We start from the raw sequence: 24,468 nt of genomic DNA, 5'->3' as shown, positions 1-24,468 counted from the left end.
CACCAACACCCTCCTATTCGATCGTCCTCCTCCTATCGTAAACGAAATACTGGCAATTCTGTTCTACCATTATAATCGTTCAAAAAAAATTCAGATATTTGTTACTTTCTGTGGAGATTGTCACTCATTTTCCCTTTCATTCTCGAACAGTCTATAATAACCGTAAGAAGATTATTGGGGTGAAACAAAATGACTACTTTCGATAAAACTCATGACCCGTCTATAAATAAACAACTGCTTGATGAAATGACTGATAAAGCACTAGATTTAAAAATTGTAATCCAAGAAGCAGAACAGTATTTGGAGCAATGCCACAACACTTCAGTTCTCCCTCTTTCTATTCAGAATAGACCTCGTTCTTTTTCGGAAAAAATCAAAGAAAAGCTGTTCCGCCTTATAGCAAAACAGACCCCACTGCCTCAGCCAACAAGATTGGTGATCGATCCGGATGGAAAGGTAGTCCCAGATTGGAAGGACAAGCTCGACGTGGAGTACGTTAAGCTCCAAACCACCATTACAACGGAAATCAATGTGGTCGATTGTGGGGCTGTTGGGGATGGGATAACCGATTGCACCACTGCATTTAAACGGGCACTTGGCCGCGGTCGAGTCAAGGTGATCATCCCACCTGGCACGTATGTGACCAAGGGACTTCGACTGCCATCGTGGACATACCTGATTGGCTCAGATCCCGGAAACACGACCATTAAGCTTCATGATCAGACTCCGAAAGGAACGCGGCTCATCACAAATGCAAACCATTGGCGCGGTAATCATCATATTCTTATAGAGGGAATGAGTTTGGATTGGAATGTCGAGCGACTTGGGGACGCAACAAAAACCAGTACATGGGGAAATCATTCAAGCTGCCTCACGTATGCAAATGTAACCTACGGCTGGGTAAAAAACGTAGAAGGAATTAATCCAGGCTTGCACTGCTTCGACGTGTCATCGACACTATACAATTATGGTGGGGACGGCTATCGTGCCCGTGGTGGCAGCCAATATATCTGGCTTGACCTTCTTACCGGTTACGGTTTCGGCGATGACGGGATTACTACCCATCATAGTGACTATATTTATATTTCTGAATGCCATATGTGTGATCCAAGCGGACGGGCCCATCGAAAAGGTTATTCCAATTCGAATGGATTTGAAATTGACGATGGCTCACGAAATGTTCTTCTCGTCAATAATTCTAGTGCCCGTTGCTTTGGAGGAATCGAAATCAAGGCACACGAAAATTCCTCAGCGGCTGCCAATGTCCAGATCATCGGGCATATTTCGGTGAACGATAACCGGTCTTTCAATTTCCGCCATATCGGCCACCATCAAGGCACAGATACCGAATCACTCACAGCCTACAATATTGTGGGAGTTAACCTAGTGGGAATCGCACCCATTTTCACAGACCTCTATCAAGATTCCACACCTCGTGGTTTGGTCGTGTCCGCCTATAAAAATGTCGTGATTAGCCATTTCTTATTATTGGGTGATCCAGACTATGATTACCAAGGGAATCCACTTATTGCTATTCAATATCGGGCCAGAAATATCGTGTTAAATCAGATCACTTTCGAAAATTTTAACACTTTTGGTGCAGCCATTAAAGTTTTCGGTGGAGAAAATAAAGCAGACAGCGTAAAAATACACGACTGTTCATCAGAAAAAATTACAGTTGGCTCCGATGTTAACGACGTTTCCATAAATAAAGTGCAGGTCCCTTTTTAGGGAACAATAGCCAAACAATAATTGGATGACTTGGTCCATATTTAAATCAATCTTTGGAATATCCTCTGTTTCTAAGCCAAGCAAATCGATTATCTGTTTGATATTTTCCACATTAAAAACCCCGCTCATTACGATTGTCAGGCGTTTTTTGTTTTCTACATTTGTTGGCTTCTGTTCAAATCAACCTAGTAAGCATAATCATGACATAGCCTTCATTAGAATGTTAAAAAAACGTCAGATTGTTTTTTAACATTTGATGACATTAAATAAAATTAATTGACTCACAATAAAAAGAGGTGTTTAATAAAAAAGCACAAAATTGATAGAGGTGTTTCGTTTGTTCCGACTAATATTTCAAATGGTTGTCATAGGATTATGCTCGATGCTTTTCGGATTTGCCTTTAATACTTTTCTAATTCCCCATAAGCTAACATCCGGTGGTGTAACAGGCATCGCTTTTTTTATTCATCATTTTACGAATATGAATACGGGGACCGTTATCTTACTGATTAATATTCCTTTATTTTTATTAGGACTAAAATATTTAGGAAAAAAATTCATTTTGCTAACAGGTTATTCTGTTTTTGTTTTATCCTTTAGCATGAAATTTATTCCCGTTCATGCGATTAGCCCTGATATTCTCCTCTCCTCCATTATTGGCGGAGCACTCTATGGCATTGCCGTAGGGTTGATTATTCGTATTGGCGGGTCAACGGGCGGAACGGATATTATCAGTCTTACCCTTGCGAAAAAGAAGAATGTACAGGTTGGTTTTTTAAACACATGTCTAAATCTTTTGGTCGTGGCCGGATCGGGACTCATCTTTGGCTGGAATATTACCCTGTATACGATCATTGCCATTTATGTTGCGGGTCGTGCGGTGGATATGGTGTACACCACTCATCATAAATTAACCCTAACGATTGTCACCGATCAATATGAAGAACTTACTGAGGCATTGATTCACTTACATCTTAGGGGGGTTACGGTGACAGATGCTGAAGGCGCCTACACCCATAGGCCTAAAAAGGTGTTAACGACAGTGATTACGAAATTCGAACTCAACGAAACGAAACATACGATAAGAAAAATCGATCCGAAGGCGTTTGTCAATATCACGCAAACATTAGAAGTCATGGGACGTTTCCGCAAAGATTAAAAGGCAGATGACCATTTGGGGCCATCTGCCTTTTCTTTAAAAGATAGGAAATTTGACTTCAAAAATTGTCCAGCTCCAGGAGCCAATAGACAGATTCCTGGAGCTTTTCTTATTGCTCTTTTAATCGGTTCAGTTCCTCTAGCAAAACTTGGGCGTGATTATGGACAAGGTCCTTAGCACCATATAGAAGGGTAACCGCATCTTTTTCCGCCAAGTCGACAATTTGCCTGATTAAGTCCTGCTTCTCTTCGTTGGTACGAAGCTCTTCAAGGTACCGAGTGCGAAATTCTTCGAAAAGCTCTGGCACATGACAAAACGATTTTCGCAGCTCATTGCTAGGTGCAACCTCTTTAAACCAATACGACAATCTGGCCTCATCCTTCGATATCCCGCGCGGCCACAACCGATCAATCAAAATCCGACAACCATCCAATTCATCAACTGGCTCATAAATCCGCTTAAGAATAATCCTCGCCATCAAAATCACCTCTAATCAAGTGTCCACCTCGAGAGGACAGTGTCCACGAATGGTGTCAGGCACCAAAAGAAGCACCAAAGGAAGCATCAAAAGAAGCACCTAATCTTCGTCTTTGACGTCTATACTTTCCGGAATGGGTTCGCTTAAAATGTCCTCAACGAGTTGTTTGTATTTTTCTAGTTGTTTGAGGTGGGTGTTGAATTGTTCTTTGTAGATGAGGTATTCTTCTCCATCAAATAGGGCGCGAATTTTCTTTTGCTGAATCAAATTCTTAACGGTTGCTTCTGGGACTGATAAATATTCTGCAGTTTCTTTTATAGTAAGGTACATGGTTGTCTCCTTTTTTACTTGTTTTCTAGTAGGAATCCGTCTAAAGTTCGAGCCAATTCCCTAGCCTATCTCCCAATCCCTGGCCGGAGATTGAGGAAATTTTCATAAGCAAAGCCTTTAACCTCTTCCTCTTTATAATACTTCAGCAATTCATTAATGAGGTTTTGGCTTTTTGAAGCATCCTCTAAATTGGTAATGAAGGTGGAAATCCCGTCAAAATCGGAGCCCAACCCAATTTGCTTTACTCCCCCTAACGAACAAAAATGGTCAATATGGTGGACTAGATCAGCAATCGTCACCTCGCCAGATTCTTTAATAAAAGGGGGATTATAAACCACATGGATCAATCCGCCTTTAGAAAACATCGCCTTTGCCTGCTCATCCGTCAGATTTCGGGGATGATGGCAGAGTGCCCTTGCATTAGAGTGACTGGCGATTGGATACTTGGCCAGTTCCAGTACCTCCCACGTTCCCTTATCACTTAAATGCGACACATCCGTTAAGATTTGATGCTCGTTATTAAACGCGACAATCTCTTTCCCTAATAGTGTCAGCCCAGCTCCGCGTGGTTCGCCAGCGCCATCAGCTGCAAGGTTCGCTTGATTCCACGTCAGACCCACAGACCGGACGCCTAACTGATAGAGGATATGGAGCTTCGACAAATCATTGCCAATTGCATCCACGCCTTCCAGTGTGAGCATCGCTCCGATTTGACCTATTTTTAGACGATCAAAATCAGCCCAGTCTTTGATGTGGACCATATCAGGATTCTTTCCAAGCACTTCCTTATAAAAATAATCGATTTGTTCGAGGACTACTTGAAATTTCTGATCCCCTTTTATGTCTGGTTCAATGAAAATCGCAAAGCACTGAACCTTCACTTGCCCTTGTAGTAAACGAGATTTATTGGTCTCCAGTTCTGCTCCATCGGCAAACCGAATCGTCCCTTTTGCCTCCTGGAGTTTAAGTAAGGCGTCACAATGCAGGTCAATGATATTCATGGCACATTCCTCCTTTAAAAAAGTTGCACTTATGCCTAATGGGAAAGTTATGCTTTCCTAGCGGTCAAGAAAAACGGCTAGGTTTAAAGTTCCCAGCCAGTTAAACGATCTATTTTATACGTTGTTCCGCCATTTCTTTTACCTTTGGCAACACTTTATCCCAGATATCCGCACTTGCATCCCTGTAGATCTGTCCATCGGTCATTACGCCAAAATCTCCTTGTAACACATGGAGTGTCGTCAGCCCCTGATTTTCAGACAGCTTAAAGGTAATACCATCTTCATCTGTCACATGGGGACGCTCTGGACTGCGCACATCAAATACGGTAAAGCGAAGAAGTTTGTCCTGCTCGAGCGCTGTAATATTGCCCTCGACAACGACTGTTCCGTCCTCACCCTTCCAAAGAACAGGACTTTCCATTTCCCACGTCGATTCAAGATGAAATTGTGGTCCACCACTTGAAAATTCCACGGCCCACTGTCGATTTAATTCACTGATCGTTAGAACGTCCCACACAAGTGCTGCAGGTGCAGCAATATCAATTTTTTTATCCACAAATAGTTTTGTCATCTGGACCTCCCATGAAATGTATAATAGTTACTTCCATTATACGTTAACAAAGACCCGCCTCACAATTTCCAGTTAAAAGACACAAAAAAATCGGCACTCACGAAAACTGCCGATGGTTGCTTAATATTTTCTTAGAAAAACAGGTTCGATTTTAAATAGATTCGTTCGGACTATTTCATGACAAAGTGATAGAATCGCTTCGATTGCCTGCGTCGAATTTGCCAATACCCTTAAAGCAAATCCCGGCACTGCTAAAATTGATAAGCCGATTCTGACGGCTGACATAAGCTCCAAGCGCTCCTGTAATCCCTCTACAAAGGCGGAATCGATCCGCGAATCAATGACAAGTATCGTTCCAAAATGAGTAAAGCCCTCCATTATGCCAATCCCAGTCGTATCCACATCAGGCTCTAATTTAACATGATCAAATAAAACTATCCTTTCGCCCATATAAATTTTCACCTTCGACTGCACGAGATCATACTGAAACCAGGATCCATCAGGTGCCCAGCCTGGGGTAATAATATCCGAGCACAGAAAAGAAGAGTCCGGCTCCATTCGTACCACCATATTTTGCTTGAAGCACGCGTCCTGATAGGCAATAACCGGATCAGGCAAATATTCCAATACACTGCCACTCTTTAAGTAAATGTCCATCTCCTGATAGGCGGGCTTGCTTTTCGTCTTATAGATTTTGGTCGATGATTGGGTAGTCAGCACTGCCACCGCTGCATCCTCTAGAAAAATCTTCATTCTATAAGAATCGCCGTCCACATAGCCGCCACCAGGATTCATGATATAAAAGTAGGCTTCGCCAGTCTGCGTTAAGTAAAGCGGTCGTGTTAGTTTAAAGGCACCTTCAGAATAGGATTCTTTTAAAATCGTCTTCCTCCCTTTCCGCGCACCTGTTAGCTGCAAGAATCCGGTCAGTTCGCCCACTTAGCTTAACCCTATCAATAACGCATTTCGTTTAATCCATGCAATCACTTCGTCAAGACCGGTATCTGTTTTTAAATTGGTGAACACATAGGGCTTGTTCCCCCTGGCCACCTTCGTATCTGCCTCCATTACCGCTAAGCTAGCACCTACATAGGGGGCTAAATCGATCTTATTGATAATAAACAAATCTGATTTAATCATGCCTTGTCCGCCTTTGCGCGGAATTTTCTCCCCTTGGGCCACATCGATAATATAAATAGAAAAGTCGACAAGTTCGGGACTAAACGTCGCAGCTAGATTATCGCCCCCACTCTCGACAAAAATAAGCTCTAAGTCGGGATGCTTCGCTATTAGTTCATCAATCGCGGCAAAATTCATCGATGCATCTTCACGAATGGCGGTATGTGGACAGCCGCCCGTTTCCACACCGATAATCCGATCAGCTGGGAGGACGCTATTTTTGATTAAAAATTGGGCATCCTCCTTCGTATAGATATCATTCGTGACAACCGCCATGTTTAGTTCATCCTGTAAATGTCTTGTTAAGCGCTCGACCAGCATCGTCTTTCCAGCGCCTACTGGTCCGCCAATTCCAATCCGAATCGGTTCCATCTTTTCCCCTTCTTTCTCGGTCATTTACGACATAAATAAGCGAACATGAAGCCGCTCGTGCCGCATTTGTGCAATTTCCAACCCTGGAGCCACCGCTCCAAAGTCTTCTCTCTCCAGGCATTTAATTCGTTCCATTGCCTTCCAGACATAGGGCTGAATTTCTACTAGCATTCTTTGACCGGCCGTTTGTCCAAGTGGGATGCCGCGTACACCATTCTGAACAAGCGAAGTGATTGTCGAGTACAAAAAGGTGACCATCGCCTCGTCCCGGTCTATTTTTAAATCATCACTAATCATCGCAAAGACAATCGCAGGGTGACCATAAGCTTCACCTTCGCGGATCTTGGCTAAATACTGCTCTAATAAAGGAATCGAATAGAGGTCGATTCCCATTTTGATAAACCTTTCACCAATTCGTCGGTTTGCCTGACGGGTTTCGATTGGCAAATTTTGCACGTATAATGTTTGATCAAGCTGCCAGATTTCAGTCAAATGATTGTCTGCTAAATGGTCAAATGTAAGGCGAAAGGCGAGCCCATCGGTATAGACTAGCTGTTTTTCCAAGTAAATTCTTAACCAATGAAAAAAAGTTTCCTGATTGTGAACCGTTCCATCCTGAATATAGGTCTCTAACCCAAAGGAATGGGAAAAGGCACCTGATGGAAAGTTGGAATCCCCAATCTGCAATAAGGTGAGGAGCTGATTATTCATGGGAATGTCCAATATGCCGGAATGCCCGTTTCACTTTTCTCTCCTCTCTGGAAAAAGGAACCTCAAGCTGTTCGAGTAACTCTTGAACAAGGTAATCGTATTGCACCAGCATGACCTTTCCTTCAAATTGTGCTGGCAAATGGCGATTCCCCAATTGATGGGCAATCTCGCCCATTTGCATCATGGTTGTTGGATGAATTACGAGCAGGTCATCACTCGTCACACTAATCACAATCATATTTCGCTCATCCATATATAAGATATCTCCATCAATGAGATCTCTCGGTTCCTTTAAGCGAATACCTAGTTCTTTTCCATGGTCTGTAGTCACCCGTTGAATCCGTTTCACCAGGTCGTCACTTGATACATACACTCGTTCAATGTGGCGGCCAGATGTGGAAATTTCATCGACATTGCCAACGATTTTTTCAATAATCACTTTGGTTCCCCCTAAAATAAGAAATAGCGCTGGGCCATCGGTAATACCTCTGCAGGTTCACAGGTAATAAGTTCTCCATCCACGAGTACTTCATAGGTTTGCGGATCCACTTCGATTTTTGGCATTTCACCATTGAGCTTCATATCCTGTTTACGCAGTTGACGGATTCCTTGCACCGGTTTAATTTGTTTTCTTAACCCTAGCTTTTCCGGGACACCGAGCTCAATTGCCGCCTTGGACAGGAACGTAATCGCGGTGGAATATTTAGCCTTTCCATATGAAGCAAACATAGGACGGTATAAGACCGGCTGTGGTGTCGGAATCGAGGCATTCGGGTCGCCCATTAAGCTGTGGGCAATCATTCCCCCCTTGATGACCATCTCCGGCTTCACCCCAAAAAAGGCGGGATCCCAGATTACGAGGTCCGCTAGCTTCCCGACCTCGATTGAACCAACCTCCTCTACAATCCCATGCGTAATGGCGGGATTAATGGTGTATTTGGCAATATAACGCTTGACTCGGTAATTGTCACCGACCCCCTTATCCTCGGAAAGCTTGCCACGTTGCTTTCGCATTTTATCAGCGGTTTGCCAAGTCCTTGTAATCACCTCGCCGACCCGGCCCATTGCTTGCGAATCGGAGCTAATCATGCTAAACACGCCGATATCATGAAGAATATCCTCTGCTGCAATTGTTTCTTTACGGATCCGGGAATCAGCAAAGGCAATGTCTTCTGGTACTTCCGGGTCTAAGTGGTGACAAACCATCAACATGTCAAGGTGTTCATCTAATGTATTTTTTGTATAGGGACGGGTGGGATTGGTGGACGAAGGCAAAATATAGGGATAGCTCGCGACTTTAATAATATCGGGTGCATGTCCACCTCCGGCTCCCTCCGTATGATAGGTGTGGATCACCCTGCCATTGATCGCTGCCAACGTATCCTCGACAAAGCCACCTTCATTTAAGGTATCGGTATGAATCGCGACTTGCACATCGTATTGGTCCGCGACCCTTAGGCTGTGATCAATCGCCGAAGCAGTCGTGCCCCAATCTTCGTGAAGCTTAAGCCCGATTACTCCAGCCTCGATTTGTTCAATTAACGGTTCTTCCGCAGAGGCATTTCCTTTGCCTAAAAAACCAAGATTCATCGGAAATTCTTCAGCTGCTTCCAGCATACGATGAATATTCCATTCCCCAGGGGTACAGGTGGTCGCATTGGTTCCTGTCGCTGGACCTGTGCCGCCGCCAATCATTGTGGTAATACCTGAGGCTAACGCGGTTTCGATTTGCTGCGGACTGATAAAGTGGATATGGGCATCAATGCCTCCGGCGGTAACAATCATGCCTTCACCAGCTAACACCTCTGTGCTAGCCCCGATGACCATATCGACTCCCTCCATTAATAAGGGATTACCCGCTTTGCCAATCCCAACGATTCGGCCATCACGAATGCCGATATCCGCTTTGTAGATTCCGCAATAATCCACAATGATGGCATTGGTAATCACTGCATCCAGTGCTCCGTCAGCTCGGGTTGCCAGCGGATGCTGCCCCATTCCATCCCGGATCACCTTCCCCCCGCCAAATTTGACTTCATCTCCATAAACGGTAAAATCCTTTTCGATTTCGATAAATAAATCGGTATCTGCGAGGCGAATGGCGTCGCCAGTGGTCGGACCAAACATGTCGGCATATTGCTTTCTCGACATACGAAAACTCATGATTTGTCCTCCTCTACTGCATCTAATCTGCCGTCAGTTTGATTGTTCAGTCCATAAACCTCGCGCCTGCCAGCAAAGGGGACGAGCTCGACCTCCTTGGCATCACCTGGTTCAAACCGGACAGCGGTGCCAGCCGGAATATTGAGATGTTTGCCAAACGCCTCGCCCCGTTCAAAACTAAGCGCACGATTTACCTCATAAAAATGAAAATGGGACCCTACTTGAATGGGGCGGTCCCCTTTATTGAGGACCAGTACCTTTGACGTGGGCCTTCCTTGATTACAAACAATTGGATCTTGTCGTAATCGATATTCACCAGGAATCATTCCTTTCAGCTCCTATTTTGATGGATTTAAACAATTGGGTAATTTTTACATATTTTGTTTAATTATTTGGATTTTTTGTAGAATAAATCTTATTTTTGTAGAATTCCTCTTCAATTTTGTAGAATTAACCCTTATTTTTGTAGAATTCTTCTATAGTTTTGTAGAATAACCCTTTTTGTAGAATTACTCCATTTTTATAAAAATTACCCCTTTAAAAATAGCAATCTATCGAATGGGCTCATGAACGGTTACGAGTTTGGTGCCGTCAGGAAAGGTGGCCTCGACTTGGATATCGTGAATCATCTCCGGAATTCCCTCCATCACATCCTCACTTGTCAAAATCTTCGTCCCTTCGCTCATTAATTCCGCCACCGATCTCCCATCTCTGGCCCCTTCCATAATCTCGTACGTAATCAGGGCGATTGCCTCTGGATAATTTAGTTTCAAGCCTCGATCCTTGCGGCGCCTGGCCAAATCAGCAGCAACTACAATTAGGAGCTTTTCCTGTTCTCGCTGCGTCAATTTCATTCTGGCTTACCTGCCAATAAGTCATATAAGGTACAGGCAATAATTTTTGTTGCATCGAGTAAATCTTCCAGGCGAATATGTTCATCGGCCCGATGTCCATTCGCTTCCTCTAACAGCCTAGGGCCAACCCCAAACATAATCGTCGGAATTCCGGCTGCATAAAAGTGGCGCGCATCAGCATAGATCGGAACACCGTTAATCGACAGCTCTCCCTTCCCATGCATTAGTGCCTTCCAATTTGCCGCCAACGTGGCAATAAGCGGGGCATCCTCAGGCACAGGTCCGAAGCTATCGGCATGGAGAATCTTCGTGATATCCACCTTTAGACCCTCAATATGGGCGACTGCTTCGTTGACCACCTTATATAACTCTGCTTCCGCGAGCACCGCGTCTTCAGCTGGAATCAGGCGGCGGTCAATCCTGATTGTACATTCATCAGGAACCACATTGGTATTAATCCCCCCCGAAATGAGCCCCACCACCAATGTAGGGTGATCAATACCAGGAACAGCGGATTTTTTAACCGCGAGTGTCTTTCGATAGGTATATAATGCCTGTAAAATATCGGTCGTCGCTTCTATCGCATCAATTCCCGTATGCGGTAAGGCGGCATGGGCCGATTTTCCAGTTGTTTTGATTTCAAAATGTAAACAGCCATTGTGGGCATTAACCGCAGCATACGTAAATCCGGCCGCAATCGCGAGATCCGGCTTAACGATTCCTTTATCTAGCAGCCATTTTGGTCCAATTTCACCGCCTGTTTCTTCGTCAAAGGTAAAGGCGAGGTCAACAGTCCCTTTTAGCGTGAGCTGAACCTGTGCCTGTTTTAAAGCTAAAACAGCATAGGAATAGGCAGCTATATCAGATTTTGACACCGCTACGCCACGGCCATACATTTTTCCATCGATTATTTCACCACCGTATGGATCGACACTCCAGCCCAAGCCGGGTGGGACGACATCACCATGGGCATTTAAGACAATGCTTGGGCCCTGCCCATCTCCAAATTTATTCCTGCCGACCACGTTTGCTACACTCATCATTCCGACGGCCTTTACATCGGCCTCAACTACTGGTACTAAAGAAACATCGTCGAAGCCAAGTTCGTCAAGTTCTTGATGTAACTTCGTTGCAATCGGCAGGCAATCTCCACCGGGATTATCGGAAGGTGTTTGCACGATCTTTTTTAAAAAACGGATTAAATCTGTTTCATGTTCCTCAATCCACTTGATCAGTTTTTCCTTATCTTGATTCATAAAACCACTCCTCCTTGTTTCTTGTAGGCCAACTGCTTTACTAATTCGGTTAGAACACATAAGCCTGCTTCTAAGTCTTTGGATGATGTAAATTCTAAGGGTGAGTGACTAATACCCGCTTGACTTGGAACAAACACGATGGTTGTGGGACAAATCGGTGCAAACAGCTGGGCATCATGCCCTGCCCCACTATTCATTAGCTGATAAGGAAGATGGTGATTGGTGCATATCGTTTGAATAACCTCATTAAGATTTCGATCCATTTGGACTGGTGCAACCTCATGCCATAGCTCCATTTCATAATCCAACTCCCTCTGTGTAGAGATTTCGCGAAATCGTCGAGAAATCCCTTCACAAAAAGAAACTAACACTGATTCAGTTGGATGCCTGACATCCACTGTAAACACCACTTGACTTGGGATTACGTTTGGCACATTCGGCTCGACACTGACCTGGCCGACTGTCGTGACGAGATCTTCGTCGAACTCCTTCGCCATTTCATATAGGGCCTCTATCATGGAAACAGCTCCATGTAACGGATCTCTCCGCCACTTCATCATGGTCGTACCTGCATGATTGGACTCCCCTTTAATCATGATCCGGTACCGTTTCTGTCCAACAATCGTCTGGACCACCCCAATAGATTTCCCCTGTTTCTCCAAACTCGGACCTTGTTCAATATGTAATTCAAGAAAGGTATCGATATCCTTCCGTCGCACCTCAGCTGGATGGGTGGTACCAAAGCCAGCTTGCGTCATCGCATCCGCAAACGTGATCCCGTCCGAATCGTTTACACCCACGATATTTTGAAAGGAATACACGCCCGTTATCATCCCAGAACCCCAGCAAGCAAGGGGAAAGCGACTTCCCTCCTCTTCACAAAAGGAGACCACCTCCAGGTTTACATCAGGCTGCCCGTCTTTTTGGTTAAGCTGGTCGATTGCTAAGATGGCCGCAAGTACTCCATATGCTCCGTCATACTTCCCTCCTGATTTTACGGTATCGACATGGGATCCGATGAGGATTGTCGGGGCATGGGCATCACGTGCTACTAATCTGCCAAATAAGTTACCAATTGCATCAAATTTGACCGCTAAGCCAAGCTGTTCCATCCATTCTTTCAACGCATGCTGTGCCTCCTGCCATGGCTTGGAATAGAGGGTACGCGTAACTCCGCCATCTGCTTCTCCTCCATATGCACTGAGCCACTCAATCGCTTCACCGATCGTAGTCGGAAACCCGCCCATCGTTGCCCCTCCTTCTTACAATTCTCGACCGTATTTCTCTATGATTCTATTTTCTTCATCATCAAAAATTACGTTCCCCCGTAAAATCGTCTTCTTGACCCTTAGTAAAAACTCCTTGTTTTCATAGGGTGAATACTGATTGCGAAAAGCAAACGATTCTTTTGTGGCCAGTGTTGTTTCATCTAAACGGATGAGGACCACATCAGCATCTAACCCTGGAAGAAGTCTCCCTTTTCTGTCGGCAATACCAAAGCGATCGGCCACACGGGCTGTCCCTAATGGCACAATCTCGCTCAGTTGGATATTCCGCCTCAGAGCCTCATCAATGAGAGCAAGCCAAGTAAATTGCACGCCTTGGATGCCGCCCCATGCCTCCCAGATTGACGGAGTCAATTTCATCGAATACAAGCAAGGAGAATGGTCGGACCCAATCGTGTCAATCAACCCATTCTTTAGACAATCCCATAATCCCTCCACCTCAGATCGTGGCCTAAGCGGTGGGCAGCACTTTAGCAAAGCGCCCTTTTCAAGAAAATCAATCTCATCAAATAGTAAGTAATGCGGACATGTTTCTACCGTTACGTTAACACCACTTTTTTTTGCTTGATCAATCAGACCAATTATCCTCGCTGAGCTAATATGAACAAAGTGAACTGCTGTTCCATACTTAGCCGCAAGCTCCAAACCATGGCTTACTGCCTTTTCTTCCGCGGAAATGGGCCGACTGGCTAAAAAGGCTTGGCGTCCCTCACTCCCTTTTGCGGTCTGATACTGGACTGTTAATCTAGCAATCTCCTCCTCCCATTCCGCATGGAGAGCGAGGATCTTATGGTGATCCTTTGCCGTTTGCATCGCTTGTTCCAATCCCCCCGGAGAAACAAACGGAAAATCGGCAATCCCACTCTCACTCATAAACGCCTTCCAAGCAATAATCCCTGAACTCATTTCTTCTAATTCTGAGTGATTTGTGAGATTCGTTTCGGTTATTCCACCCCAGAGGGCATAATCGACAGACGCCAATGAAGATAAGTACTCCTTTTTTTCGCGTAAAGTTGTCACGTTTGTGACCGAGGGTGAACTGTTAAGTGGCATATCAAAGATGGTTGTTGTCCCGCCCTTCGCCGCTGCCCTGCTGCCGGTCTCCATGCCCTCCCAATCGGTTCGACCTGGATCATTAAAATGGACATGGGCATCGATAAAGCCTGGAACCACGAGACAGCCACTGGCATCAATGGTAGTGGCTGCCTTCTCTTGAAGCGGTACTGCTACACTCGGGTGGAGAGAGTCAATCTTCCCATCGATTATTTTGATATCGACTTCTTGAAAACGATCATCGATAAACACAAGTCCTTTTTTGATCCAAAGTACCTTGGTCATATGCTCCTCAGCTCCCTCGATACGTACTGTAGCCACCTGGTGAAATCAGCAGCGGGATGTGGTAATGAGATTCTCGTTCGGACACTCCGAAACGAACGGGAACACAATCAAGAAAGGCTGGCTCAGAGTGGATCGTGCCAAGCTTACGGAAATAATCGCCCACATGAAAACGAATTTCATAGATTCCTTGTTTCAAGCTATCGCCCTCTAGTAGTGGCTCAGTAAGTCTGCCATCTTTATTTGTATAGCTGTCCTTGACAAATTGGGGCTCTGACTCCACCTGCCAAAGCTCCACTAACACACCACTGGCAGGCCTGCCCATGCTTAGATCCAGTACATGTGTCGTTAGTCTTCCCGTCATTGGCCCGAATCCTCGGCTTGCTCAAGGTCCTCCCGCGTCATCGAAAACCGTTGAAAGCCAAACGGTGGACGTGGTTCGGTGAACACTTTTCCGTCGGTAGAGGCTGGGATTTCATCCAGGATCGTTTCCCAGGTGCGGTTATTCGATTCAAAGCGGACCTCCAGTAATTGCGGAAAACGAGAAAGAATCCGCTGACCAATACGATAAATCAGATTTTGAATGGACGGCGAGTTCGCCTCATGAAAGACGGTATAGGCAATATCGCGGACCTGCTCGGCTGCCACATACCCCTCCGCTAAATTCCCTCGTGCTGCCTCCAAATCGTTATAGCGCCATTCCATATTTAAAAAGATAAATAGCGGTCTGTCATAGGATTCTGGCAGTGTCGTATATTCGTCCTTTACATAGCCAAAGAACGAACTGCCCCGTACCTTAATCAACTTCAATCCCTTTAAACTGCTTAAGTGATCGGTTGTCTCAATCCCATCGTCTGTCCGCTTCACATCAATCGAAGCACATGGCTGCTCATTTAAGGAGTAGCGAAAAACGAGTGGACTCGGTTTAAAGCCGTCTTTTTCTGGGACAGGAAGCTCGTCGAAGGGGATTTGTTCACCAGAAATCGTAACCCCCGTCATTTGTGGATACGTTTCAAGGAAGCGGCGGCCGACAAATTCGAGAAAACCCTCCTGTGTGGCACCTTCGTAGTCACCAGCATGTTTGAGGATAAAATTCTTCATCGAATCTGTGGCGACCACTAAGGTGTTATCCCCCTCTTTAAAAGAAGGCAAAAAAGCCTCTCCCTCCACCGCTACCTTCACATTCATGCCAAACAGAATATTTCCTCGACCAGTAAAGGGTGATTCCGGGATGGCCCGCACCTCTGTAAGCGGTTTGGCATATGTCCGATACACCCACACCGCTTCTTTTCCATAGCACATCGTTCTCTTCATTTCCTCATCTCCTTAGTCGATTAAATCCTGTAAACGAAATCCGGCGATTTTATATACCTCATTTACCGCTGTCACACATTCATCCTCGTACGGATACTCCACACGCTCCTTCATGGCAGCAAGAATCGTCTCTTTGGTTTGTTCCTTTACAGCGATGATAAAGGGGAAACCGAATGTTTCAACATAACGCTGATTAAGCGCGATAAACGTGGAATATTCCTCCATCGATAACTGATGAAGTCCTACCCCTGCCTGCTCCTTTTTTGAAGCCTCGGACATCGCTAACCTTGATCCAAGATCGGGATGGGCACGCAAAAGATGCAATCGTAACGATTCATCAGCTGCTTCCACAACGGTTTTCATCGATTGTAAGAGTTCCTTACGTGATTGAAACGGCAGACATTCCCACGCCTTTTCCGCCACCCATGGGGAATGCTCAAATACCCCGCCGAAGGAGTCGACAAATAGCTCCTTCTCCATTTGATTGACCTGTTGAATCGTTAATACGAAGCGGGGATTGTCAATCTGCTTATCCTGTAAACTAGTCATTGCTTTTTCAACAGCGCGAAAAATTCCGCCATATCCGGTACATCTGCATAGATTCCCCGAAAGGCCTTCTTGGATCTGTTCGACTGTGGGGTTGGGGTAGTCAGTCAACAGCGCCTTGACTGCCATCACCATCCCTGGAGTACAATAGCCACATTGAAACCCGCCCTCTTCTAAAAATGCCTGTTGAATCGGATGATAGACTTCATCCTCCATTACACCCTCGATTGTTTGTATGGAGGCATCGCTGGCCTGATAAGCCATCAGTAAACAGGAATTAACTAATTCCCCATTCACCTCGACGGCACACGCCCCACAGCGGCCAAGTTCACACGATATTTTCGTACCAGTCAGCCTTAAATCCTCTCGTAAAATATCAACAAGCCTCGCTGCTGGAGCTACCTTCAATTTGCGTGGGACACCATTAACCGTCAGCATAAGGTCCATTTTATCTGCCAGCGGTAATGGTTCTGGATGATCAGCTCTGTTGTTTACATCCATGGTTTCATCTCTCCCAAACTGATAGATTTTAAGAGGAATTCAGGAGATACTGGCAATTTTTTCACCCAGCAGCCTGTCGCATCATAGATCGCTCTAGCAATGGCCGGAGCAACAGCCACTGTCCCAATCTCGCCAACCCCTCTTGGCCCAAATGGATCGCCCTCAATCAGCTTTTCGATCGCTTCAACATTCATCTGATAGGGAACATCGCAAATCGTGGGGATCCAGTAACTATCAAAATTATCTGTTAGATAGATTCCCTCCTCCATCTTTGCTTCTTCCATCAACGTATACCCCAAGGCCATCACTCCTCCCCCTTCAATCTGACCTCGGTATCCTAATGGCGTGACAACAGGACCGGCAGCAACAGCCTGGTCAAGCGCGCATACCTTTACCTTTCCAGTCAACAAATCGACTTCCACGTGGGCCATGACTGCGGCAAAGGCATATAAAAAGTGACTTCCCCCTACGGTTGCATCAGGACTAGTCGGAAAGTTAAATGAGGTATGAACATGAATGGACCGTCCATTCGGCATTTTCTCCGCCAGTTCCGAAAAGGAAACACACAGTGTAGAGGTAGTTGCTTCCCCCCTCCGCCAAATCCCTCCCGGCCCCATTTCTAATTGATCTGCAGATATCCCTGTAACGAGTTGTGTGAGTTCAAACAGCTGTGTGCGAAACGAATCTTTCATTCTTTCTAAGGCATGCCACACCATGCTGGTGGCTCTTGAAGCGGTTGAAGAGCCACTGACAGGCACTAACGCGGTATCGCCTATGACCATTCGGATATCGCTCGCTTCGCAGGCAAATTCCTTCATGACTAGGGCTTCAATAACCCCTAATAGTCCTTGGCCGCATTCCTCAAAGCCAAAGGCGACTTCAATTTTCCCCTCCTTTGAAAAAGAGAGACGCCCCCCTGCCGGATCGACCCGGTCGACCCCAAGCCCGCCGCCATGCATCGTCACTGCAATACCGGTACCCCGCTTTTTCCATTTTTCAGTCGGCGCTGCCTTCCACACTAATGCTTCTTCAGAATGGGATTGTTTAATCGCTTGAAGAACCTCCAGCGCTCCATTTGTTGGGGCAATCCTTTGTCCCAAGGGACCAGGGTCGTTTGCCTTGCGAAGGTTTTTCTGGCGAAATTCAATCGGGTCAATTTGTAGCTTTTCAGCAAGTCGATCCATTTGCCCTTCCAGTGCAAAGGTGATTTGATTGCCCCCAAAGCCTCTAAATTCACCGGCTACCCCATTGTTGGTAAAAACAGAGAATCCCTCGATTTCAATATGTGGAATCATGTATGGCCCTGGTGCATGCTCGACTGCAAAATCTAACACGGCAGGCCCTAATGTCGCATATGCCCCCGTATCGGCGATGATTTTTACCTTATGGGCGCGTAGATTTCCCTGCTTATCCACCCCTGTTTTCATGGTAATCTTCATGGGATGGCGCTTAAGTCCAGCTCTCACCGATTCCTGTCTACTCTGGTGAATCTTCACTGGACGGTTTGTTGCCAAGGCCAGTAAAGCACCATATGGCTGAATATTTAGTTCATCCTTTCCGCCAAACGAGCCCCCCATTGGACTTGAAACCACCCGAATATCTGTCTCAGGCATATTCAATATTCTTGCTAATTGAAACCGATCTTTAAAGCCATGCTGGGTTCCAACATATACCGTCAATTTTCCATTCGGTTCTGGGACAATCACGCCACCCTCTGTTTCCATATAGGCATGCATTTGCCTAGGCAGCTCATAGGTTTCTTCCACGATTACTGAACAATCCTGAAAGCTTTGATCTACCTCTCCTTTTTGGTAATGAGCATGGTGGAGGATATTCCCATCTGGATGGAGCCGTGGAGCATTAGGCCGTAATGCATCTTCAGGGCAATCCACCACTGGCAGCGGCTTATAGTCCACTTTAATCAATTGGAGTGCTTGCTCAGCTATTTCCTCTGTATCCGCCGCCACTGCAGCGAGAGCATCACCGAGATACCGGACTCGATTTTTACACAAAACCGGCTGATCTGGAAAAATAATTCCAAAACCATTGAATCCAGGGACATCTTGATACGTAACGACGGCCTGGACCCCTGGGAGCTTGACTGCTTCATCTGTGGAAATGGATAAAATCTCGGCATGTGGTAACGCACTTCTTACTATTTTTCCATATAGCATGTTGGGAAATGTTAAATCGGTGAGGTATTTTAGATTGCCGGTTACTTTATCTGGCCCGTCAGGACGGATCTTCTTTTTCTGACCTGGTATGTTCATTTGGATTTCTCCCTCCGTTAACCGGCTAATCTCATTAGTTCGGAAATGATTAAGTTGGCGGCGACCGTTTTCTTATACTCGGCTGTCGTAAATGAGTCGGTTGCTGCCGCAAATTCTGCCGTTATCGATTGAAAGGCAATTGCTTTCTTTTCAGTTGTAAGGCATGAGCTGATTAACTTCTGCTCACTCTTTATCAACCGCTGTGGTTGGGTCGTCCCCCCGCTTACCGCTAGTCGAATTTCTTCGATTTTTTTTTCCTCATTCACGTAACAATAACCAGAAATAGTCACAATGCTAGGAGAAAAGGCATCACGATAACCTATTTTTCTATAAAAATACGCCTCTTTTCGAGCTGAACTTTTTTCTGGAATAGTCACATAGACAAGAATAGAATCACGGTCGGGCTCACTATCTTTTATCCAATCAGATAACGCAACCAGTCGTGTATCCGTACCATCAAATAGGGCGAGCGAAGCATCCATTGCTAAAAGGGCGGGAATGATGTCACCAAATCTGCCACCAACATTGCCACCGACGGTTGCCCGATTGCGGATAGCGGGGGCTGCAATCGTCCGAATTGCTTCTTCCAATAGAGGGGCTTGTTGGACCAATAATGACTCCTTTCTACATGCCTGTAACGTGGTGGACGCACCAATCCGGATCACGGTCTCTCCATGAACGAGCTCTTTTCCCACTCCGTGTAATGCTTTGATGCCAGCTAAGCTGATTAAATGAGGCGGAAACGCGTGATTTTTCACCCAGTTCGTTTGGAGAAGTGTCCCGCCAGCAATAAAACTGGCCTCCGATCCATAGGTTTGTTTGAATTCCCAAGCTGCAACCAACTCATCAGGCAGCCAAACAGTTGGAGAATGCAGCATCGTTGCTCCCTGCCTAATCATGACTGCTGCCAACTCCTTTCCATTGTTCATATTCTTCCTTTGTATCCATATCTAAAAAATCACAGCGATTCTCATAATTCACCACTAATTCTGGATATGCTTGTGTTTGGATAAGCTTGCGTGCCCCTTCATCCCCTTTTAACGCTACTAATTCCGGAAACATTTCCGGTGCAAAGATAATCGGCGGCCTTGGAATCCCTTGAAAACTGGCGGCAAGAAAAGGAATCGTTCCTTCCTTTAGACTACGAGCTTCATATTTCTCCACTAGGTCATTAATCAATTGGAACGATAAAAAAGGTTGATCTCCAAGTAGAATCATTATCCCTTTTGGCTTCCGTTCTATCGCTGCCAGTACGCCACAGCTTAGTGAATGGGCCTGCCCCTGATCAGCGTCCTGACAGGTAACCGTACTCCACCTTGTTCGCAGGACTGGTTCAAAGAGGGTGGAGTCTATCCAATGTAAGCGATCCTCCGCTCGCGTTACCACGATAATATGGGCCAGGTTTGACAAAAGGGCATTCTGTAGGGTGGAACTGCCAATTGTTGTCCTACCAAGAGGGAGGGCCAATTTATTTGTCTTCATGCGACTGCTCTTACCTGCTGCAAGCAGGACCGCAATGATGCCGTGATCCTTCAATGGCAGACCACCTTTGCAGACCGCTTTGTCCGTTGCCGTTGAATGAGTTCCGCCACAATACTAACGGCGATTTCTTCAGGTCCTTCCGCTCCAATCGCCAACCCAACTGGGCTGTTAACGTCGGATGGAATAGCCTTTCCCTCCAGTAATCGTCTCGTTCTTGATGATGAACCTAGCACGCCTAAATAAAGCAAATTTTTTCCGTTTAATTGATGAAGCAATTCTTTATCTTTTTGGAAATGGTGGGTTAAGATGATGACAGAATCTAGATTGGATAATGGAAGGGCTGACAACACGTCACTGGGGTGGCCAACGATTCGCTTATGCGCGTCTGGAAAACACCGTTCATTGCACAAGGCAGAGCGCCAATCAGACACAATTACGGAAAAACCAACCTGAGCGGCAAGCCTTACCAGAGGAATGGCATCTGCACCTGCCCCAAACACAATTAACCGTGGCTTCGGCTCAAATGTATGGAGATAAACTTGTGAAGACAGTTCCGTCAAAAAGCGCAGCCCACTTTTTCGAGTGGTTTGATGAATCTCGGTAAGCAGGTTTTTCACTTGGACAGATATTCCGCCATGCCACTTTCCAAATAGATTACCATCATCAGTTACAAATAAATAATCTGAAACGTTGTAATTTTCTGTTATTTTTTTCAGCATTGTAACCCTTTTTCCTTCTTCTAGATGAAACTTTAATTTACAAAGGTGATCACGAAGACAGGCATCAATCGGTTCAAGTAGTACACTAATCACGCCATTGCAGCCTGCCCCCTGTCCCCATGACAAGTCCTCCTCCTCCCGCATATCATAAACAACCGTTTGAGTTGTCCGTTGATTCTTGGTCTCTTCAATCCTACAAGCTAAATCGACCTCCAGACAGCCTGCACTTAGCAGGCCAACTTGTGAGCCATCATTCCTAAACAACATCGAAGTACCCTCTTTACGATAAGCTGACCCTTCTACTCGAATGATGGTGGCCAGAACATCACCTTGTGAGGATGAATAAATGGCCTCTAAAATCTCATGTATCCCGTCCATCTAAGACCCCCTAATTAAACAACTATAGACCTCCTAATAAAAAAAATCACATGGTCACTTTTTTTGTATAGACACATGGATCATTACAACGACTGATTACTGGAAATTCGTGTTAAAAATTCTGTCATCAGCTTTTTCCTTATATTATCTAATTGACGCATATGCATCTACATTGATGTCATAAAATCTCACAAGGTATTTATTCATTACTTTTCCAAATCAACCATATAATCGGTTAAAAGAGACCCACTTGAAGCTTGCGTGCCTGAAGCGGAAATTAACATTACACTGGGTTAGTAAAAAAGTCTGTCAGATACCCTTACAGGATAGGAGAAAATAGAGGAGAGTTGTAGAATAATAGTTCTAATTCGTCAAGGAAATTCCCACAACTTCCTTGTTGCTTATGATTACGGAGATGCACATGTTCCCATAAAATATCGTATCAGCATGTAAGCAAACCTAATTAATATATAGTAGATCGGAGAGGTTGTTATGTCAGATTTTCTGTTTATGGAAAAAGCAATTGAGTTAGCTCTCAATAATGTCATCACCCGTCATGGCGGACCATTTGGCGCCATTGTTGTCAAAGATGGAAAAATAATTGGAAGGGGTCGAAATGAAGTAACCACCTCAAATGATCCAACTGCACATGCTGAGGTACAGGCGATTCGCGATGCCTGCAAACATTTAAATACTTTTCAACTCGATGACTGTGAAATCTATACGAGCTGTGAGCCTTGTCCTATGTGCATCGGGGCCATTTATTGGGCCCGTCCAAAAGCAGTTTATTATGCCGCTACCAAACAGGATGCCGCTAAGATCGGGTTTGATGATCAATTCATTTATGAGCAGCTCGAGCTCCCGGTCGAGCTCCGAAAAATCCCCATGAAGCAAATTTCCCCATCAACTGGTGCCTTACCGTTTAAAACATGGGAGAATTCTCAGGATAAAGTGGAATACTAAACTTGGAAAAACAGTAGGAATTTAAGAACTAGACACTCATAACCTAAAAAAGAGGATGTTGACGATGGAGAGAAATCACCTAACAAGAAGAATCTCTGTAGCATCTGGAAGAGAGCCGGCAGATACTGTCATTAAAAATGGGAAAGTCATCGATGTCTTTAATGGTGAAGTCATGGAAGGGAACATTGCCATTGTCGATGGATACTTTGCAGGAATCGGTGACTATGAGGGGGAAAATGTCGTCGATGCGAAGGGGCGTTATGTCTCACCTGCCTTCATTGATGGCCATGTCCATATCGAATCATCTACCGTAACCGCTCGTGAATTTGCTAAGGTTCTCCTCCTCCACGGGGTCACAACCGTAATTGCAGATCCGCATGAAATTGCCAATGTGTTAGGGGCAGATGGAATCCAATATATGCTGGATTCTTCAGAAAACCTCCCCTTCGATTTTTACTTTATGCTCCCCTCCTGTGTTCCGGCCACGAACTTTGAGCATTCTGGTGCCATTCTGAATGCGCAAGATTTAGAGCCATTTTATCATCATCCACAAGTGCTTGGTTTAGCTGAAGTAATGAACTTCCCGGCTGTTTTACATGCTGAACAAGACATGATGACGAAGCTACTCGATAGTAAGCAATATCGAAAAAAAATTGATGGCCATGCAGCAGGCCTTAGCGGTGCTGACTTGAATGTGTATATGTCTGCTGGCATTCGGACAGATCATGAAAGTACAACGGTCAAGGAAGCAAAAGAACGACTTCAGCTCGGGATGTATTTAATGATTCGCGAGGGTACTGTTGCGCAGGATTTACGACAGTTAATTCCAGTTGTGAACGAGCGCAACGCCCGTCGCTGTCTATTTGTTACAGATGATAAACATTTAGATGACCTCGTTCACGAAGGAAGTATCGATCATAATGTTCGCCTAGCCATTTCACTTGGTCTCTCCCCGATTACGGCTATTCAAATGGCCTCGATTAATGCAGCAGAATGTTTTGGGCTTGGGGAGAAAGGAGCCATTGCCCCTGGATATAAAGCGGATTTTGTTCTTTTCGATGACCTGGAGACCATCCAAATTACAGATGTATTTAAAGAGGGCAAAGCGGTTGTCGAGGGAGGGAAACTGGTAAATAAAGCAGAGTTCAACACCCCTATTGATTCCGAACCAATAGGTGGATCGGTTCGGTTTCATGAGTTAACGGAAGCTCACTTTCATATTCCTTTAAAAAGTAACAAAGCAAATATCATTGAAATCATCCCTAATAGTCTGGTAACAGTCCATTTAATTGAGCAGGTAAACAGGTGTGATAAAGGATTTTTTCAACCCTCTATTCGTAATGATCAATTAAAAATAGCGGTCGTGGAGCGGCATCACATGACAGCTGCGATTGGGTTAGGAATTGTCAAAGGATTAGGGCTAAAATCCGGAGCGATTGCCACCACCATCGCTCATGATTCTCACAATCTTATTATTGCGGGAACGAATGATCGCGATATGCTTGTGGCAGCCAATGCCATGAAAGAAATGCAAGGGGGTATGATTGTTGTTAATCAAGGGGTGATGATTGCTTCTCTTGAACTTCCGATTGCCGGTTTGATGTCTGATCGCCCTTATCCTGAGGTGTATTCCCACCTCAACAAGATTAATCTCGCCCTCAAGCAGCTAGGGGCTAACGATCATTTCAACCCGTTTTTAACCTTATCCTTTTTATCACTACCCGTCATTCCGGAATTAAAACTGACGGACCAAGGCCTGTTCCAAGTATCTAAATTTGAACATATTCAGATCGATGCCCAATAACCACTAAAATCCCCTTCATAAAAAGGGGATTTTCAATTTTACCACTTAGTTCTAGAGATTTATTT

At 45.1% G+C, this 24,468-nt stretch carries 25 protein-coding genes; 4 read left to right on the top strand and 21 right to left on the bottom strand.

Translation table 11 applies throughout. From position 1 onward, the window contains the following. Positions 1 to 189: 189 nt before the first annotated feature. Together TY15_RS01990 and TY15_RS01985 are read left to right on the top strand one after the other, a co-directional pair. On the top strand, positions 190 to 1,731 hold the full coding sequence (locus TY15_RS01990; RefSeq protein WP_040206095.1) for a glycosyl hydrolase family 28-related protein: 1,542 nt from the start codon (positions 190 to 192) through the stop codon (positions 1,729 to 1,731). Positions 1,732 to 2,089: 358 nt separating this feature from the next. Continuing rightward, positions 2,090 to 2,890 carry a YitT family protein gene (locus TY15_RS01985; protein WP_074432763.1) on the top strand — a complete coding sequence of 267 codons (801 nt, stop codon included), beginning with the start codon at positions 2,090 to 2,092 and terminating at the stop codon, positions 2,888 to 2,890. 109 nt (positions 2,891 to 2,999) lie between these two features. Here the strand turns inward: TY15_RS01985 and TY15_RS01980 are convergent, their stop codons facing one another. The 21 genes from TY15_RS01980 to TY15_RS01880 form a co-directional block, all read right to left on the bottom strand. Continuing rightward, positions 3,000 to 3,368: a DUF488 domain-containing protein gene (locus tag TY15_RS01980; RefSeq protein WP_040206094.1), complete on the bottom strand. Its 369-nt coding sequence runs from the start codon at positions 3,366 to 3,368 to the stop codon at positions 3,000 to 3,002. A gap of 99 nt (positions 3,369 to 3,467) precedes the next feature. Beyond that, complete coding sequence (locus TY15_RS01975) at positions 3,468 to 3,698, bottom strand: excisionase family DNA-binding protein (protein ID WP_040206093.1); 231 nt, start codon at positions 3,696 to 3,698, stop codon at positions 3,468 to 3,470. 65 nt (positions 3,699 to 3,763) lie between these two features. Then, positions 3,764 to 4,699: a dipeptidase gene (locus tag TY15_RS01970; protein WP_040206092.1), complete on the bottom strand. Its 936-nt coding sequence runs from the start codon at positions 4,697 to 4,699 to the stop codon at positions 3,764 to 3,766. Positions 4,700 to 4,808: 109 nt separating this feature from the next. Continuing rightward, positions 4,809 to 5,270, bottom strand: a complete 462-nt coding sequence (locus TY15_RS01965; RefSeq protein ID WP_040206091.1) for an SRPBCC domain-containing protein — start codon at positions 5,268 to 5,270, stop codon at positions 4,809 to 4,811. Positions 5,271 to 5,390: 120 nt separating this feature from the next. Further along, positions 5,391 to 6,209 carry an urease accessory protein UreD gene (locus TY15_RS01960; protein ID WP_040206090.1) on the bottom strand — a complete coding sequence of 273 codons (819 nt, stop codon included), beginning with the start codon at positions 6,207 to 6,209 and terminating at the stop codon, positions 5,391 to 5,393. Next, positions 6,210 to 6,821, bottom strand: coding sequence for an urease accessory protein UreG (ureG, locus tag TY15_RS01955; protein ID WP_040206089.1), 612 nt, complete (start codon positions 6,819 to 6,821; stop codon positions 6,210 to 6,212). A 24-nt stretch (positions 6,822 to 6,845) separates the two neighbouring features. After that, entirely contained in the window at positions 6,846 to 7,532 is a 687-nt protein-coding gene (locus tag TY15_RS01950) for an urease accessory protein UreF (RefSeq protein ID WP_040206307.1), read from the bottom strand. After that, positions 7,525 to 7,971 carry an urease accessory protein UreE gene (gene ureE, locus TY15_RS01945; protein WP_040206088.1) on the bottom strand — a complete coding sequence of 149 codons (447 nt, stop codon included), beginning with the start codon at positions 7,969 to 7,971 and terminating at the stop codon, positions 7,525 to 7,527. Before ureE ends, TY15_RS01950 begins: the two co-directional genes overlap by 8 nt. 11 nt (positions 7,972 to 7,982) lie before the next feature. Continuing rightward, positions 7,983 to 9,695, bottom strand: coding sequence for an urease subunit alpha (gene ureC / locus TY15_RS01940; RefSeq protein WP_040206086.1), 1,713 nt, complete (start codon positions 9,693 to 9,695; stop codon positions 7,983 to 7,985). Continuing rightward, positions 9,692 to 10,021, bottom strand: coding sequence for an urease subunit beta (locus TY15_RS01935; RefSeq protein WP_040206084.1), 330 nt, complete (start codon positions 10,019 to 10,021; stop codon positions 9,692 to 9,694). The genes ureC and TY15_RS01935 overlap by 4 nt, the downstream gene beginning before the upstream one ends. 225 nt (positions 10,022 to 10,246) lie before the next feature. Next, positions 10,247 to 10,549, bottom strand: coding sequence for an urease subunit gamma (locus tag TY15_RS01930; protein WP_040206083.1), 303 nt, complete (start codon positions 10,547 to 10,549; stop codon positions 10,247 to 10,249). After that, positions 10,546 to 11,805 (bottom strand): ArgE/DapE family deacylase, encoded by a 1,260-nt coding sequence (locus tag TY15_RS01925; protein ID WP_040206082.1) that lies wholly within the window; start codon positions 11,803 to 11,805, stop codon positions 10,546 to 10,548. Before TY15_RS01925 ends, TY15_RS01930 begins: the two co-directional genes overlap by 4 nt. Next, on the bottom strand, positions 11,802 to 13,052 hold the full coding sequence (locus TY15_RS01920) for a Zn-dependent hydrolase (protein WP_040206080.1): 1,251 nt from the start codon (positions 13,050 to 13,052) through the stop codon (positions 11,802 to 11,804). Before TY15_RS01920 ends, TY15_RS01925 begins: the two co-directional genes overlap by 4 nt. Before the next feature lie 15 nt (positions 13,053 to 13,067). Continuing rightward, positions 13,068 to 14,429, bottom strand: a complete 1,362-nt coding sequence (gene allB, locus TY15_RS01915) for an allantoinase AllB (RefSeq protein ID WP_040206078.1) — start codon at positions 14,427 to 14,429, stop codon at positions 13,068 to 13,070. Positions 14,430 to 14,436: 7 nt separating this feature from the next. Next, positions 14,437 to 14,790 (bottom strand): hydroxyisourate hydrolase, encoded by a 354-nt coding sequence (uraH, locus tag TY15_RS01910; protein WP_040206077.1) that lies wholly within the window; start codon positions 14,788 to 14,790, stop codon positions 14,437 to 14,439. Next, entirely contained in the window at positions 14,787 to 15,740 is a 954-nt protein-coding gene (gene pucL, locus TY15_RS01905) for a factor-independent urate hydroxylase (RefSeq protein WP_040206076.1), read from the bottom strand. The genes uraH and pucL overlap by 4 nt, the downstream gene beginning before the upstream one ends. A 12-nt stretch (positions 15,741 to 15,752) precedes the next feature. Then, positions 15,753 to 16,787, bottom strand: coding sequence for a 2-oxo-4-hydroxy-4-carboxy-5-ureidoimidazoline decarboxylase (gene uraD, locus TY15_RS25245; RefSeq protein WP_074432761.1), 1,035 nt, complete (start codon positions 16,785 to 16,787; stop codon positions 15,753 to 15,755). After that, positions 16,778 to 19,057, bottom strand: coding sequence for a xanthine dehydrogenase subunit D (gene pucD, locus TY15_RS01895; protein ID WP_040206074.1), 2,280 nt, complete (start codon positions 19,055 to 19,057; stop codon positions 16,778 to 16,780). The genes uraD and pucD overlap by 10 nt, the downstream gene beginning before the upstream one ends. 17 nt (positions 19,058 to 19,074) lie before the next feature. Then, positions 19,075 to 19,956 (bottom strand): FAD binding domain-containing protein, encoded by an 882-nt coding sequence (locus TY15_RS01890; RefSeq protein ID WP_211199099.1) that lies wholly within the window; start codon positions 19,954 to 19,956, stop codon positions 19,075 to 19,077. Next, the gene (locus TY15_RS01885; RefSeq protein ID WP_052353680.1) at positions 19,949 to 20,593 is read right to left on the bottom strand and encodes an NTP transferase domain-containing protein; all 645 of its coding nucleotides are present in this window, start codon (positions 20,591 to 20,593) and stop codon (positions 19,949 to 19,951) included. Before TY15_RS01885 ends, TY15_RS01890 begins: the two co-directional genes overlap by 8 nt. Then, a complete protein-coding gene (locus tag TY15_RS01880; protein WP_040206073.1) occupies positions 20,590 to 21,636 on the bottom strand; it encodes an XdhC family protein in 1,047 nt (348 codons plus the stop codon). Before TY15_RS01880 ends, TY15_RS01885 begins: the two co-directional genes overlap by 4 nt. 492 nt (positions 21,637 to 22,128) lie before the next feature. Between TY15_RS01880 and TY15_RS01875 the strand changes: the two genes are divergently transcribed. Beyond that, positions 22,129 to 22,599 carry a nucleoside deaminase gene (locus tag TY15_RS01875; protein ID WP_040206071.1) on the top strand — a complete coding sequence of 157 codons (471 nt, stop codon included), beginning with the start codon at positions 22,129 to 22,131 and terminating at the stop codon, positions 22,597 to 22,599. A 64-nt stretch (positions 22,600 to 22,663) separates the two neighbouring features. Continuing rightward, a complete protein-coding gene (gene ade, locus TY15_RS01870; RefSeq protein ID WP_244440870.1) occupies positions 22,664 to 24,403 on the top strand; it encodes an adenine deaminase in 1,740 nt (579 codons plus the stop codon). Positions 24,404 to 24,468: the final 65 nt, after the last annotated feature.

This window comes from Neobacillus jeddahensis, assembly GCF_000612625.1.
Classification (GTDB): Bacteria; Bacillota; Bacilli; order Bacillales; family Cytobacillaceae; genus Neobacillus; species Neobacillus jeddahensis.
The sequence above is the reverse complement of the archived record's forward strand: the minus strand, read 5'-3'. Positions and strand labels throughout refer to the sequence as shown.

Excerpts from the sequence above, each read along its gene's own strand:
- TY15_RS01965 (WP_040206091.1), bottom strand. The coding sequence starts at position 5,270 with ATGACAAAACTATTTGTGGATAAAAAAATTGATATTGCTGCACCTGCA.
- TY15_RS01890 (WP_211199099.1), bottom strand. The coding sequence starts at position 19,956 with ATGATTAGGCAGGGAGCAACGATGCTGCATTCTCCAACTGTTTGGCTG.
- pucD (WP_040206074.1), bottom strand. The coding sequence starts at position 19,057 with ATGAACATACCAGGTCAGAAAAAGAAGATCCGTCCTGACGGGCCAGAT.
- TY15_RS01990 (WP_040206095.1), top strand. The coding sequence starts at position 190 with ATGACTACTTTCGATAAAACTCATGACCCGTCTATAAATAAACAACTG.
- TY15_RS01930 (WP_040206083.1), bottom strand. The coding sequence starts at position 10,549 with ATGAAATTGACGCAGCGAGAACAGGAAAAGCTCCTAATTGTAGTTGCT.
- TY15_RS01920 (WP_040206080.1), bottom strand. The coding sequence starts at position 13,052 with ATGGGCGGGTTTCCGACTACGATCGGTGAAGCGATTGAGTGGCTCAGT.
- TY15_RS01935 (WP_040206084.1), bottom strand. The coding sequence starts at position 10,021 with ATGATTCCTGGTGAATATCGATTACGACAAGATCCAATTGTTTGTAAT.
- uraH (WP_040206077.1), bottom strand. The coding sequence starts at position 14,790 with ATGACGGGAAGACTAACGACACATGTACTGGATCTAAGCATGGGCAGG.
- TY15_RS01875 (WP_040206071.1), top strand. The coding sequence starts at position 22,129 with ATGTCAGATTTTCTGTTTATGGAAAAAGCAATTGAGTTAGCTCTCAAT.
- TY15_RS01980 (WP_040206094.1), bottom strand. The coding sequence starts at position 3,368 with ATGGCGAGGATTATTCTTAAGCGGATTTATGAGCCAGTTGATGAATTG.
- TY15_RS01950 (WP_040206307.1), bottom strand. The coding sequence starts at position 7,532 with ATGAATAATCAGCTCCTCACCTTATTGCAGATTGGGGATTCCAACTTT.
- TY15_RS01975 (WP_040206093.1), bottom strand. The coding sequence starts at position 3,698 with ATGTACCTTACTATAAAAGAAACTGCAGAATATTTATCAGTCCCAGAA.
- pucL (WP_040206076.1), bottom strand. The coding sequence starts at position 15,740 with ATGAAGAGAACGATGTGCTATGGAAAAGAAGCGGTGTGGGTGTATCGG.
- TY15_RS01970 (WP_040206092.1), bottom strand. The coding sequence starts at position 4,699 with ATGAATATCATTGACCTGCATTGTGACGCCTTACTTAAACTCCAGGAG.
- TY15_RS01985 (WP_074432763.1), top strand. The coding sequence starts at position 2,090 with ATGGTTGTCATAGGATTATGCTCGATGCTTTTCGGATTTGCCTTTAAT.
- ade (WP_244440870.1), top strand. The coding sequence starts at position 22,664 with ATGGAGAGAAATCACCTAACAAGAAGAATCTCTGTAGCATCTGGAAGA.
- ureC (WP_040206086.1), bottom strand. The coding sequence starts at position 9,695 with ATGAGTTTTCGTATGTCGAGAAAGCAATATGCCGACATGTTTGGTCCG.
- allB (WP_040206078.1), bottom strand. The coding sequence starts at position 14,429 with ATGACCAAGGTACTTTGGATCAAAAAAGGACTTGTGTTTATCGATGAT.
- TY15_RS01880 (WP_040206073.1), bottom strand. The coding sequence starts at position 21,636 with ATGGACGGGATACATGAGATTTTAGAGGCCATTTATTCATCCTCACAA.
- ureG (WP_040206089.1), bottom strand. The coding sequence starts at position 6,821 with ATGGAACCGATTCGGATTGGAATTGGCGGACCAGTAGGCGCTGGAAAG.
- uraD (WP_074432761.1), bottom strand. The coding sequence starts at position 16,787 with ATGGATGTAAACAACAGAGCTGATCATCCAGAACCATTACCGCTGGCA.
- TY15_RS01925 (WP_040206082.1), bottom strand. The coding sequence starts at position 11,805 with ATGAATCAAGATAAGGAAAAACTGATCAAGTGGATTGAGGAACATGAA.